12 protein-coding genes are annotated in these 13,103 nt (G+C 69.2%); 7 read left to right on the top strand and 5 right to left on the bottom strand.

Features of this window, described 5'->3' with window-relative positions; translation table 11 throughout:
* The first annotated feature begins 7 nt into the window (after nt 1–7).
* Complete coding sequence (locus H9L21_RS03750; protein ID WP_154595627.1) at nt 8–1,405, top strand: class II fumarate hydratase; 1,398 nt, start codon at nt 8–10, stop codon at nt 1,403–1,405.
* Between the two features lie 56 nt (nt 1,406–1,461).
* On the opposite strand, the gene H9L21_RS03745 is transcribed toward H9L21_RS03750, so the two are convergent.
* A complete protein-coding gene (locus H9L21_RS03745; protein WP_154595628.1) occupies nt 1,462–2,772 on the bottom strand; it encodes a DUF2079 domain-containing protein in 1,311 nt (436 codons plus the stop codon).
* Nucleotides 2,773–2,882: 110 nt separating this feature from the next.
* Here H9L21_RS03745 and H9L21_RS03740 point away from each other — a divergent pair, with 110 nt between their 5' ends.
* The gene (locus tag H9L21_RS03740; RefSeq protein ID WP_154595629.1) at nt 2,883–4,307 is read left to right on the top strand and encodes a CotH kinase family protein; all 1,425 of its coding nucleotides are present in this window, start codon (nt 2,883–2,885) and stop codon (nt 4,305–4,307) included.
* Nucleotides 4,308–4,314: 7 nt separating this feature from the next.
* On the opposite strand, the gene H9L21_RS03735 is transcribed toward H9L21_RS03740, so the two are convergent.
* Nucleotides 4,315–5,055 (bottom strand): 3-keto-5-aminohexanoate cleavage protein, encoded by a 741-nt coding sequence (locus H9L21_RS03735; protein ID WP_187411767.1) that lies wholly within the window; start codon nt 5,053–5,055, stop codon nt 4,315–4,317.
* Between the two features lie 4 nt (nt 5,056–5,059).
* Entirely contained in the window at nt 5,060–5,467 is a 408-nt protein-coding gene (ndk, locus tag H9L21_RS03730; RefSeq protein WP_154595630.1) for a nucleoside-diphosphate kinase, read from the bottom strand.
* Nucleotides 5,468–5,505: 38 nt separating this feature from the next.
* On the opposite strand from ndk, the gene H9L21_RS03725 reads away from it, so the two are divergent.
* From H9L21_RS03725 to H9L21_RS03705, 5 genes are all read left to right on the top strand, one after another.
* Nucleotides 5,506–7,182 (top strand): glycoside hydrolase family 13 protein, encoded by a 1,677-nt coding sequence (locus H9L21_RS03725; protein ID WP_154595631.1) that lies wholly within the window; start codon nt 5,506–5,508, stop codon nt 7,180–7,182.
* Between the two features lie 119 nt (nt 7,183–7,301).
* Nucleotides 7,302–8,585: an ABC transporter substrate-binding protein gene (locus tag H9L21_RS03720; RefSeq protein WP_222865846.1), complete on the top strand. Its 1,284-nt coding sequence runs from the start codon at nt 7,302–7,304 to the stop codon at nt 8,583–8,585.
* Complete coding sequence (locus H9L21_RS03715) at nt 8,582–9,520, top strand: carbohydrate ABC transporter permease (protein ID WP_154595632.1); 939 nt, start codon at nt 8,582–8,584, stop codon at nt 9,518–9,520. The genes H9L21_RS03720 and H9L21_RS03715 overlap by 4 nt, the downstream gene beginning before the upstream one ends.
* Nucleotides 9,520–10,359, top strand: a complete 840-nt coding sequence (locus tag H9L21_RS03710) for a carbohydrate ABC transporter permease (RefSeq protein WP_154595633.1) — start codon at nt 9,520–9,522, stop codon at nt 10,357–10,359. The genes H9L21_RS03715 and H9L21_RS03710 overlap by 1 nt, the downstream gene beginning before the upstream one ends.
* A gap of 11 nt (nt 10,360–10,370) precedes the next feature.
* The gene (locus H9L21_RS03705; RefSeq protein ID WP_154595634.1) at nt 10,371–11,537 is read left to right on the top strand and encodes an ABC transporter ATP-binding protein; all 1,167 of its coding nucleotides are present in this window, start codon (nt 10,371–10,373) and stop codon (nt 11,535–11,537) included.
* A gap of 13 nt (nt 11,538–11,550) precedes the next feature.
* Here H9L21_RS03705 and H9L21_RS03700 read toward each other — a convergent pair whose 3' ends face one another.
* Together H9L21_RS03700 and H9L21_RS03695 are read right to left on the bottom strand one after the other, a co-directional pair.
* A complete protein-coding gene (locus H9L21_RS03700) occupies nt 11,551–12,414 on the bottom strand; it encodes a chromosome partitioning protein ParB (RefSeq protein WP_154595635.1) in 864 nt (287 codons plus the stop codon).
* Nucleotides 12,407–13,078: a metallophosphoesterase family protein gene (locus H9L21_RS03695; RefSeq protein ID WP_222865845.1), complete on the bottom strand. Its 672-nt coding sequence runs from the start codon at nt 13,076–13,078 to the stop codon at nt 12,407–12,409. The genes H9L21_RS03700 and H9L21_RS03695 overlap by 8 nt, the downstream gene beginning before the upstream one ends.
* Between the last annotated feature and the right edge of the window lie 25 nt (nt 13,079–13,103).

The raw sequence follows: 13,103 nt of genomic DNA, 5'->3' as shown, positions 1-13,103 counted from the left end.
GCGAGGCATGACCGAGAACAACAAGGAATGGCGCATCGAGCGCGACACCATGGGCGAGGTCAAGGTCCCCGCCGACGCCCTCTACCGGGCCCAGACCCAGCGCGCCGTCGAGAACTTCCCGATCTCCGGCACGCCGATCGAGTCCTCCCAGATCCGCGCGCTGGCGCAGATCAAGGCGGCCTGCGCGACCGCGAACGCCGAGCTGGGCATCCTCGACCAGGACATGGCCGACGCGATCGTCGCCGCCGCTGACGAGGTCGCCTCCGGCGGTCACGACGGCCACTTCCCCATCGACGTGTTCCAGACGGGCTCCGGCACGTCGAGCAACATGAACACGAACGAGGTCATCGCGACCCTCGCCACCCGGAACTCGGGCATCGAGGTGCACCCGAACGACCACGTCAACGCCTCGCAGTCCAGCAACGACGTGTTCCCGACCTCGATCCACGTCGCCGCCACGGACTCGGCCCTCAACACGCTGATCCCGGCCCTGGACCACCTCGCGAAGAGCCTCGAGGCCAAGGGCGCCGAGTTCGCCGACGTCGTGAAGTCCGGCCGCACGCACCTCATGGACGCCACGCCCGTCACCCTGGGCCAGGAGTTCAACGGCTACGCGGCGCAGATCCGCCGCGGCATCGAGCGCATCGAGGCGTCGCTGCCGCGCACGGCCGAGGTCCCCCTGGGCGGCACCGCCGTCGGCACGGGCATCAACACGCCGAAGGGCTTCCCCCAGCGCGTCATCGAGATCCTCGCCGAGCGCACGGGCCTGCCGCTGACCGAGGCGCGCGACCACTTCGAGGCGCAGGGCGCCCGCGACGGCCTGGTCGAGATGTCGGGCCAGCTGCGCACCATCGCCGTCAGCCTGGTCAAGATCAACAACGACCTGCGCTGGATGGGCTCGGGCCCCCGCACGGGCCTGGGCGAGATCCACCTGCCCGACCTGCAGCCCGGCTCGAGCATCATGCCCGGCAAGGTCAACCCGGTCCTGCCCGAGGCGACGCTCATGGTGTGCGCCCAGGTCATCGGCAACGACGCCGCGATCGCCTTCGCCGGCGCCTCCGGCTCGTTCGAGCTCAACGTCATGCTGCCGGTCATCGGCCGCAACATCCTCGAGTCGATGCGCCTGCTGGCGAACGCCTCGACGACGCTGGCCGACCGCTGCATCGACGGCATCACCGCCGACGTCGACCGCTGCCGCGAGCTGGCCGAGTCGAGCCCGTCCGTCGTGACGCCGCTCAACCGCCACATCGGCTACGAGAACGCGGCCGCGATCGCCAAGAAGTCGGTCAAGGAGCGCAAGACGATCCGCCAGGTCGTCATCGAGGAGGGCTACGTCGAGCGCGGCGACATCAGCGAGGCCGACCTCGACCAGGCACTCGACGTCATGAGCATGACGCACCCCTGACGAGACGCCACGAGACGCCGCTCGCTCCCTCCGGGGAGCGGGCGGCGTCTTTCTCGTCAGTCGTCGACGCGCTCGGCGACCACGTAGTTGTCACGGTCGAACACGACCTCGTAGGCCGCGCCGTGCTCGGCGCCGTGCTGGATCGGATCGGTCTGGGTCAGATTGCGGTCGAAGATGATGTAGTCCGGCACCACGTCGCCGATCGTGCCGATCCAGTAGACGTCGTCGTGGCTGCCGGTGAGGTATTTCAGCACCGAGATGTCGGTCTCGACCACGGCGTCCTCGGGGATCGTGTCGATCGCCTCCTGCAGGGCCTCGCGGCGCGGCGCGGCGTCCCAGGTCTCGGGCTCGAGCAGCTTCACGACCGGACCGCCGGCCAGCAGGTAGCCGCCGACCGCAGCACCCAGCACGACGCCGGGCCACTCGAGCCAGCGCCGCTTCCCGATCGCGTCGATCATCGCCACGAACACGATCGGCATGATGACGATCGAGTAGTGCCACTCGGTGCCCCAGTAGTACTCGACGTCGCCGAGGAAGCGCCACAGGAACGTGGGCGCCGCCACGACGGCCCACGGCGACCACAGGGCCGCGAAGCCCGTGACGCCGAAGGTCAGCAGCAGGGTGAGCAGTTTGCGGTCGGCCTGCGTCGTCAGGGTCTCCCACATCCCCACGTCCCCGCCGAGGTTGCTGGTGTAGTCGTAACCGCCGCCGGTGTTGAAGGCCGGGATGATCACCCAGACCACGAGCACGAGGGCGATCGCCCCGCCCACCGCCAGCAGCAGGCCTCGGCGCCGCTCGCCGGCGAGCCACAGCGCCACGCCGACGGCCGCGACGGTGACGCCCATGTCCTCCTTGACCAGCAGCAGCGGCAACGACCACCAGACCACGGCGGACCAGCGCTGCTCGACGAACGCGACGCCGGCCATCGCCAGGATCGGCACCGCGAACGCGACCTCGTGGAAGTCGGCCACCACCGCGTTGCCGAACCCGAAGGCCAGGCCGTACATGAGCGCGATCGTCCAGCCGACCCGTACGCCGAGGCGGTCCACGGCCAGGCGGGTGATCGGCACGACGGACAGCGCGATCAGCGCCCCTTGGGCGACCAACAGGGTCTGTCCGTACGGGAAGACCCAGTACGCCGGGGCCAGCAGCGCGTCGATCGGCGAGAAGTGGTCGCCCAGGATGTTGTACCCGGGCCCCTTCACCGGCACGATCGGCGCGTCGAACCGCGAGTACGCCTTGACGGCCTGCTCGAAGATCGCGTTGTCCCACGAGTTCACGGTCAGCCGTCGCCACGACAACAGGGAGACCAGGCTGTAGAGCACCCCGACGATCAGGGCCCAGGCCCACGGCATCCATCGCTTCACGCTCGACACCGTACCGGTCGGTAACCCGTAGTTGCCGTTTGTCGGCGGTCCATCTCGCGAAGAGCGGCGTTCCCGCAGTGCGCGCGCATCGCCCGACGTAGGGTTCGACCATGAGCCGGACACGCGTGATCGGGGTGGCCGTGGCCGCTCTGCTGGCCCTGGCCCTGCTCGCCCTCCTGATCGTGGTCAACGTCGACGCGGCGCCGAAGAGCGACGCCGAGCCGGGCGCCGCCTCCCCCTCGGAACGCCAGCCTCCCGTGAAGATCGACGGCGTCGCGACGGTCCGGCTCGAGGTGCCCGTCGACGACCTCGCGGAGGAGCCCGCCGCGCCCTGCCGCGAGCTCATCACGAGCACCGAAGACCCGACCTCGGTCGAGATGACCGTCCGAGGACCCGCCGACCCGAAGCAGGAGCTCGACGCGGAGGTGTCGGTCCCGCAGACGGCCAACCCGTGGCAGGGCCTGAAGCGGCCGTACACCGTCGAGCTGGCTGAGCCCGCCTCCGTCCTGGGCCTCCCCGCCTCGCGCGACTGGGTGCTGCTGGACCACTTCTCCGACCGGTCGCTGCTGCGCACCGCCAGCGCGATGGAGATCGCCCGCCGGCTCGGCTTCGACTGGGTCCCGCGGCTCGTGCCGGCCTGGCTGGAGGTCAACGGCACCCCGTGCGGCCTGTACTCGTTCGGCGAGAGCCCCACGGTGCAGGACGGGCGCGCCGAGCTCGAGGACGACGACATCGCGCTGCTGGCGGACAGCCGCGACCTCGACCACCCGCGCTTCCGGACCGATCGCGGCCTGCAGCTCTACCTGCCGGACAACGAGGCCGGCGACGCCTCGGACGCGGCGGTGCGGTTCCAGCAGGTCGAGGACCTGCTCTACGCCCGGGACTTCCCGACCAACGGCTACCGCGACCGCATCGACGTCGCCTCCTTCGTCGACTGGTACCTCCTGAACGAGCTGACCAAGAACATCGGCAGCCCGTTCGACGACGACGTCCACCTGGTCCTGCGCGGGGACGACACCGTCGCGATGGGCGCCCCGTGGGCCTTCGACGCCTCGCAGGGCAACCGGGCGAACGGCTCGTGGCGTCTCGAGCATCCGAAGGGCTGGTGGCTGCAGCGGTCCTGGTACTCGATCAGCGACGACCCGAGATGGCGCGAGGCCTTCTCCCCCACTCAGCTGTGGAACCAACGCCGGGGTCACTACTTCAACGTCCTGATGTCCGATCCGTGGTTCGCCGCCCGGGTCGCCGACCGCTGGACCGAGGTCTCGGACAGCCTGGCCACGATGGGCGACTTCATCGACGACCGCGCCGCCGTCATCGCCGACGATGCCGCCGACAACTTCAGCTCGCCCGATGTCGACGGCCCGGGTCTGCCGGTGACGGCGAGCGAGTTCGACAACGACCCGACGAGCCACGTCTACGCCAACGACGATCCGGCGGTCGAGCCCCGCGAGGGCTGGCAGAACGAGGTCGACCTGTTGCGACGGTGGTTGGAGCGCCGCGTCGGCTGGCTCGACGGCGAGTTCCTGGACTGACGTCCGCTCAGGCGAGGCGGTCGACCAGTTCGCGGGCCGCCCCCACCAGGGCAGCGTTGTCGGCCGCCGGTGAGCCGTCGGGCAGCAGCAGGGTGTCCTCCAGACCGATCCGGGTCTCGAGACCCAGGACCAGCGCGTGGCGCAGCGCGGGCCAGGCCGAGGCGCCCTCGCCGTGCAACAGGATCGGCACGTCCACCGAGACCTTGCGCACGTGGGCGATCATCGCGTCCGCGAGGGCGACGGCCTGGCCGGGCTCGAGACGGTCCGGCAGCTCGAGCAGCACCCGGCTGACCGAGTCGCGCACCGGCGAGTCGGCCCACGCGCGCACGTCGTCCATCGTCCACAGTCCGGCCTCGACGCCGACGTCGCGCTCGAACAGCGCCTCGACGATCGCGACCGAGCCGGGCTCGTGCCAGTTGACCGACGCGACGTCCGGCAGCACGCTCCAGGCGGAGATCGCCTCGAGGCGGGCCACCGGGTCGGGCAGCGCCCACGCCCCGGTGGTGACGCTGACGGGAAGTGCGGGAACCGCCACCCGCACGGCGGTGATGGCCGCGTCGACCGTGTCCGGGTCGAGGGTGTCGAGTCCGTCGTCACCCTTCGCGTGCAGGTGCACGGCGTCGGCACCGGCCGAGACGACCGCCGCGACGTCCTGGGCGATCCGCGCCGGCGTGACCGGCAGAGCCGGGTGCGCTGCGGGCGGGAGCGCGCCGTTGATGCAGGCCTGGATCAGGATCGGCCCGCCCACGACGTCAGGCCTCCGGGAACCAGAGCGCGATCTCGCGCGCGGCGGACTCCTCGGAGTCGGAGGCGTGGACGAGGTTCTCGCGGTTGGACAGCGAGAAGTCGCCCCGGATGGTCCCCGGAGCGGCCTTGCGGCCGTCCGTGGCGCCGTTGATCCCCCGAACGACCTCGATCGCGTGGTCTCCCTCGAGCACGAGCGCCACCAGGGGGCCGGACGTCGCGAACTCGCGCAGCGGCGGGTACCAGGGCTGCTCGACGTGGTCCGCGTAGTGAGCGTCGGCCATCGCACCGTCGATCGTCCGCAGCTGCATCGCAACGATGCGCAGACCCTTGCGCTCGTACCTCGTGGTCACCGCCCCCACCAAGCCGCGAGCCACAGCATCGGGTTTGATGAGAACAAGCGTGCGCTGTGTCATGAGGTCAATCTATCCCGCGCGCTGATCAAGGAGTTCCCATGGTCGATCGCAACGACACCACCCACGACGACTGGTGGCGCGACGCCGTCATCTATCAGGTCTATCCCCGCTCCTGGGCCGACTCCGACGGCGACGGCATCGGCGACCTGCCGGGCATCACGTCCCACCTGGACTACCTGGCCAAGCTCGGCGTCGACGCCGTGTGGCTCTCGCCGTTCTACACCAGCCCGCAGAACGACGCGGGCTACGACGTCGCCGACTACCGCGACGTGGATCCACTCTTCGGCACGCTGGCCGACTTCGACGCGCTCGTCGCCCGCGCCCATGAGCTGGGACTGCGCGTCATCGTCGACCTCGTGCCCAACCACTCCTCCAGCGAGCACGAGTGGTTCAAGGCCGCGCTGGCGTCCGAGCCGGGCAGCCCCGAGCGCGCCCGCTACATCTTCCGCGACGGTCAGGGCGAGAACGGCGAGCTGCCGCCCAACAACTGGCAGAGCACGTTCGGCGGACCGGCGTGGACGCGCGTGGACAACCCCGACGGAACGCCCGGCCAGTGGTACCTGCACCTGTTCGACCCGACGCAGCCGGACTTCGACTGGAACAACCCCGAGGTCCAGGAGGAGTTCCGCTCCGTCCTGCGCTTCTGGCTCGATCGCGGCGTCGACGGCTTCCGCATCGACGTCGCCCACGGCCTGCACAAGGCCGAGGGGCTGCCCGACGCCCCGACCGACTACGACATCGCCAACGAGGCGACCTCGCTGCAGCCCATGTGGGACAAGCCCGCCGTGCACGAGGTCTACCGCGACTGGCGCCGGCTGGTCGACGAGTACCGCGTGGAGGGCAAGGACGCCGACCGCATCCTGGTCGCCGAGGCGTGGGTCGTCCCGGACGAGGCGCTGGCCAAGTACGTGCGGCCGGACGAGCTCCACCAGTCGTTCAACTTCGGCTACCTGATGACCCCGTGGCGGGCCAAGGACCAGCGCGACTCGATCACCGCCGCGCTGGCGGCGGCGACGGCCGTGGGCGCGCCCCAGACGTGGGTGCTGTCCAACCACGACGTGCCGCGGCACGCCTCGCGACTGTCCTACGACATCGATCGCCCCACCCGCGTGCTCGGCATCGGCCCGGACCACCCGCAGCCCGACCCCGAGCTGGGCCTGCGCCGCGCTCGCGCCGCGACCACCGTGATGCTCGCGCTGCCCGGCTCGGCGTACCTCTACCAGGGCGAGGAGCTCGGGTTGCCCGAGGCCACCACCCTGCCGCCGGAGGTGCGCCAGGACCCGACCTTCGTCCGGACGAACGGGGAGGACGTGGGCCGCGACGGGTGCCGCGTGCCCGTGCCGTGGCACGCCGACCAGCCCGCGTTCGGCTTCAGCCCCACGGGCGAGAGCTGGCTGCCGCAGCCCGAGGTCTACGGTGACCTGGCCCCGAACCGCCAGGAGGGCGTCGCCGGGAGCACGCTGGAGCTCTACCGGCGCCTGTTGACCGTGCGTCGCAAGTACGGGCTGGGCCACGGCGAGCTGCACTGGCAGGACCTCGGTGACGACGTCCTCGCGTTCATGGTCGTGGCCGACGGTGGTCGCCGCGTCCTGGTCGTGACGAACTTCGGTCCGACGCCCATCGACCTGCCGCACGGCGAGCTGCTGGTGGCCAGCGGATCCCTCGAGGGACACCGTCTCCCCACCGACACCACGGCCTGGGTCGCTCCCGGCTGATCGGCGCACGGGCCGTTGGACTTGCGGCCCGCCCGCTACACCCCTAGGTTCATGTGAGCGGCGTCACATTTTCACCGGTCGCACGCCGCGGACTCTCGGGGGAAGGTCGAGTGGTGCACGTGACAAGGCGAACGAAGTTCATCCGCCGCAGTGTCGGCCTGGCCGCCGCTGCCACGCTCGTGGGGGCCCTGGCGTCCTGCGGAAGCGGTGACGACGGCGGAACGCCCGTCATCAACCTCTTCGGCGGCGCCTCCGCCACCGGCTTCGACAAGATCATCGACGAGTGCAACAAGGAGGCCGACGGCGCCTACCGCATCGTCGGCAACCTCGTCCCGAGCGACGCCGACGGCCAGCGCGAGCAGCTGGTCCGGCGCCTCGCCGCCAAGGACAAGGGCATGGACCTGCTCGGCATGGACGTCGTGTGGACCGCCGAGTTCGCCGAGGCCGGCTGGATCGTGCCGCTGAACGAGGAGCAGACCGCCCAGGTCACCGAGGGCACCCTCGAGGTGCCGCTCGAGACGGCCACCTGGAAGGACAAGGTCTACGGCATCCCGAAGCACACCAACGCCCAGCTGATGTGGTACCGCAAGTCCTTGGTCGACAAGGTCGGCGACGGCCCGCCGGACACGTGGGACGAGATGTTCGACATGGCCGAGAAGCTCAAGGCCGAGGGCGACCCGTACGAGATCGGCTTCACGGGCGCCCGCTACGAGGGCCTGGTCGTCGGATTCAACACGATCCTGTCCTCCTACGGCGGCACGATCGTCAACGAGGACAGCACCAAGGTCACGATCGACGACAAGACCACCGAGGCGCTGGCGCTGCTGAAGCGACTGGCCACGTCGGGCCTGGCCAGCCGGTCGCTGTCGAACTCCCAGGAGCCGGAGGTGTTCGCCCAGCTGCAGAACGAGAACTCGGCGTTCAGCCTCAACTGGCCGTACGTCCTGGCCGCGATGCGCGAGGCCAACAAGGACGTCGCCCAGGACCTGGGCTTCGCCACCTTCCCCTCGACGATCGCGGGCGAGCCGTCCCGGGTCACCGTCGGCGGCATGAACTTCGGGATCAGCGAGTACAGCGAGCACAAGCAGGAGAGCTACGACGCGGCGATGTGCCTGCGCTCGCCGAAGCACCAGCTCCAGCACGCGCTGTCCGCCGGTGAGCCGCCCACGCTCGAGGCGGTGTTCAACGAGGCGGAGTTCAAGGAGGCGTACCCGCAGGCGCAGGTGCTCCTCGACGCCCTCGAGACGGCCAGTTCGCGACCGATCTCGCCGGTCTACCAGAACATCTCGACGATCATCTCGTCGACACTGTCGCCGCCGTCGGCGATCGACCCGAAGAAGACGACCGAGGAGCTCAAGACCTCGATCCAGGACGCGATCGACGGGAAGGGGATCCTGCCATGAGCATCATCGAGGCCGTCACCGAGACCGAGGGTGAGGACGAGGGAGCGCGGATCGCGCGCCAGCGTCACAGCGAGGGCAAGAAGGCCGAGCGCCGGCTGGGCCTGATGCTCGTGGCACCCGCCGTGATCATCATGCTGGCGGTCACCGCCTACCCCATCGCCTACGCCTTCTACCTGTCGCTGTTCCGGGCCGACCTGCGCACACCAGATGACAACAAGTTCATCTGGTTCGACAACTACGCGACGGTCCTGTCCAGCGACATCTGGTGGAGGGCCTTCGGGTTCACCCTGCTGCTGACCGTCGTCAGCGTGATCTTCGAGTTGATCCTGGGCATGGCCCTGGCGATCGTCATGCACCGCACGATCGTCGGACGTGGCCTGGTGCGGACGTCGGCTCTGGTCCCCTACGCCATCGTCACCGTGGTCGCCGCCTTCAGCTGGCGCTTCGCCTGGAGTCAGGGCATGGGCTGGCTGGCCGGCGACAGCGCACCCCTGACCGGCCAGTGGAGCTCGTTCTGGATCATCGTGCTGGCCGAGGTCTGGAAGACGATCCCGTTCATGGCGCTGCTGCTCATGGCGGGCCTGGCCCTGGTGCCCGAGGACCTGATGAAGGCCGCGTCGATGGACGGCGCCAACCCGTGGCAGCGGTTCTGGAAGATCACCGTCCCGCTGATCAAGCCGTCGATCCTGGTGGCGGTGCTGTTCCGCACGCTGGACGCCTTCCGCGTCTTCGACAACATCTACATCCTGACCAGCGGCGCCAACGAGACCTCCAGCGTCTCGATCATCGCCTACAACAACCTGATCCGAGGGCTCAACCTGGGCATCGGCTCCACGATGTCGGTGCTGATCTTCATCACGATCGCGATCATCGCCTTCGCGTTCGTGAAGCTCTTCGGAGCTGCGGCACCCGGTTCCGATGAGGGGAGGCGCTGATGAGCACCGTGATCGAGACGCCGAAGACCAAGGCGATCTGGTGGGGCGTGAACGCGTTGGTCCTGATCTACGCCTTCGTGCCCGTCATCTGGATCCTGTCGCTGTCGTTCAAACCGGACGCCACCCTCAACGACGGGCGCTTCTTCCCGAGCCAGTTCACCGGTGAGCACTACGAGGCGATCTTCAACAACAACGACTTCACGCGTTCGCTGATCAACTCGATCGGCATCTGCCTGATCTCGACGTTCATCGCGATCCTGGTCGGCACGATGGCCGCCTACGCGGTCGCGCGGTTGGACTTCCCGGGCAAGCGGCTCGTCGTGGGCGCCTCGCTGCTGATCGCGATGTTCCCCCAGATCGCCCTGGTCACGCCGTTGTTCAAGATCGAGACCAGCCTCGGCCTCTTCGACACGTGGGCCGGCCTGATCATCCCCTACATCACGTTCGCGCTGCCGCTGGCGATCTACACCCTGAGCGCCTTCTTCCGGGAGATCCCCTGGGAGCTGGAGAAGGCCGCCAAGATGGACGGCGCCACGCCGTTCCAGGCCTTCCGCAAGGTGATCGCGCCGCTGGCCATGCCGGGTGTGTTCACCACCGCGATCCTGGTCTTCATCTCCTGCTGGAACGACTTCCTGTTCGCCATCTCGCTGACCTCCAGCGAGCGCTCACGCACCGTGCCGGCGGCGTTGAGCTACTTCACCGGCGCCACGACGTTCGAGAAGCCCACGCAGTCGATTGCCGCGGCCGCAGTGGTCATCACCATCCCGATCGTCATCTTCGTCCTGTTCTTCCAGCGCCGGATCGTTGCCGGCCTCACCAGCGGCGCCGTCAAGGGCTGAAAGGAATCATCATGGCTGAAATCGTCCTGGACCACGTGAACAAGCGGTATCCCGACGGAGCCCTGGCCGTGGAGGACTTCAACCTCACGATCGCCGACGGCGAGTTCATCATCCTCGTCGGCCCGTCGGGCTGCGGGAAGTCGACCACGCTGAACATGATCGCCGGGCTCGAGGACATCACCACCGGCGAGCTCAAGATCGACGGCACGGTCGTCAACGACAAGGCGCCGAAGGACCGCGACATCGCGATGGTGTTCCAGTCCTACGCGCTCTACCCGCACATGACGGTCTACGAGAACATGGCGTTCCCGCTGACGCTCGCCGGGATGGACAAGGCCGAGATCAAGGAGAAGGTGATGGAGGCGGCGCGGATGCTCGAGCTCGAGGCCCACCTCGACCGCAAGCCGTCCAACCTCTCCGGCGGCCAGCGCCAGCGCGTCGCCATGGGCCGCGCCATCGTGCGCAATCCCAAGGCCTTCCTCATGGACGAGCCGCTGTCGAACCTCGACGCCAAGCTGCGCGTGCAGATGCGTACCCAGGTCGCGCGGATCCAGAAGAACCTCGGCACCACCACCGTGTACGTGACCCACGACCAGACCGAGGCCATGACCTTGGGCGATCGGGTGGTCGTGATGCGCGCCGGGAAGATCCAGCAGGTGGGCTCCCCCGCCGAGCTCTACGACAACCCCGTCAACCTGTTCGTGGCCGGCTTCATCGGCAGCCCGTCGATGAACTTCCTGCCCGCCACGATCGAGGGCGACACACTGCGGACCTCGATCGGCGACCTGCCCGTGCCCGACACGGCTCGCGAGGCGTTGCGCTCGGGCAGTGCCAGCCGCGACGTGATCGTCGGCATCCGCCCCGAGCACTTCGAGGACGCCTCGCTGGTGGCCGCGGACTCCCCCGGCGCCCGGGTCGACGTCACGGTCGACCTCGTCGAGCAGATGGGCTCCGACGTCTACGCGTACTTCTCGGTCGAGGGGAACAGCGCCGACAACGCCGACCTGGAGGACCTGGCGAAGGACTCCGGTCAGGACATGACCGGCGGCGGCACGCAGGTCAACGCCCGGCTCAGCGCCGAGTCCAAGGTCGCGAGCGGCCAGCGCGCCGAGCTCTACGTCGACACCAGCAAGATCCAGATCTTCGACGCGTCCAGCGGCGAGAACATCACGCACTGAGCCCGGGGAGGGTTCAGGTCCGGCGGCGCGAGGAGCGACGCCCACGCCGCTTGGCGACCTCGGCCATGATGTCGCGGTCCCACAGGTGCTCCCCGATGAGGCGGTACCGCTCCCCCGCGATGCGGATGTAGGCGTCGGCGTCGGTCTCGTCCTCGCCCTTCAGTCCGGCGTCGGCGACCAGTTGCAGGACCGGCAGGAACTCCTCGTCCAGCCAGCGGCGGGCCATCGTCTGCTTGTCCATGAACTGGCCCTCGGCCTGCATGCAGCGCGCACCCCAGGCCTCGACCATCTCGGCGAGCAGGCCGTAGGCGAAGGGGTCCGTGACGGTGACGGCTCCGCGGATCCTCGGTTCGAGCGGCACGCGCTGCAGGAACAGTTTGCGCCAGTGCTTCATCTCCAGGTCGGTGCGCCGGCCGATGTCGCGGGGCTCGAGCAGCGTCTGGACCTCGGTGACCTCGGCCTCGATGAGCCGCAGGTGCAGGGCGCGGGCGACCGACACGCGGTGGTGGCCGTCGCGCACGAAGTAGTAGTCGCCCAGCTTGTAGACGTCGATCGGCGGGATCTCCTCGCCGATCCGGCTGGCCCGGGCGATGCGCTCCCAACGGGCCCGGCTGCGGTCCGAGGTGGGCCGGAACCGACGATCGAAGTCGCGCACCTTGTCGACCGACCCGATGATCGCGTCGAGCGGGATCAGCTGCAGCCCCACGCGCCGTTCACCCCGCCGGCCCAGCGCATCGGCGACCTCGTCGAACGAGAGCGCCTTGGTCGTGTCGCGGTCACCGCGCAGCATCGCCGCCAATGACGACAGGGTCTGCAGGCGCCGGGAGCGCAGGAAGTCGCTCTCGGCGTCGATCCGCGGGGACCCTGAATCAGCCATGGCCCTCCACCGACTGGAGGTGCGGCTCGATCTCCATGAGCCGGTAGGGCACGACGTTGCGGATGGTGGTGGACCCCAGGGTCCGGTCGGGCTGGGGCTGACCGTACGGATGGATGTGCCCGTGGAGGTGCCACGTGGGCTTGAGCGTCTCGATGACCTCGTGCAGCGCCTCGAAGCCGTGGTGCGGCGGGTCGTCGCCGTCGCCGAGCCCTCGGGGCGGCGCATGGGTCAGCAGCACGTCGACCCCGCCTCCGCGCTTGGCAGCCACCCTGAGCAACCGCCTGGCGCGCTTGGTGAACTCTTCCTGGGTGTACTGGTTCGGGCCGTCGTTGTAGCGGATGCTGCCGCCGAGCCCGGCGATGCGCAGTCCGGCCACGTCGATGATCGACTCGTCGGCGTTCGTCCCGCCGAGCGGACGCGGGTCCTCCTGGGGCAGGCCGTTGCCGGTCAACCAGCCGCGGAATCCCGACAGCGGGGCGTCGACCTCGGGGTCGTGGTTGCCCGGCACGAACACGACCGGCACGTCGAGCATCGAGGAGAGGAACTCCAGGTAGTCCCACGGCAGGTCGCCCGCGCCGAGAACGACGTCCGGGCGCATCCGCCGCACGCCGGCGTCATGGATCACCGGCGAGATCTCGTCTGCAACCACGAGGACACGCGCCATGCATCCACCGTACCGGGCCGGTGGG

It is taken from the genome of Aeromicrobium senzhongii (genome assembly GCF_014334735.1).
In the GTDB taxonomy this organism is placed as follows: Bacteria; Actinomycetota; Actinomycetes; order Propionibacteriales; family Nocardioidaceae; genus Aeromicrobium; species Aeromicrobium senzhongii.
The sequence above is the reverse complement of the archived record's forward strand: the minus strand, read 5'-3'. Positions and strand labels throughout refer to the sequence as shown.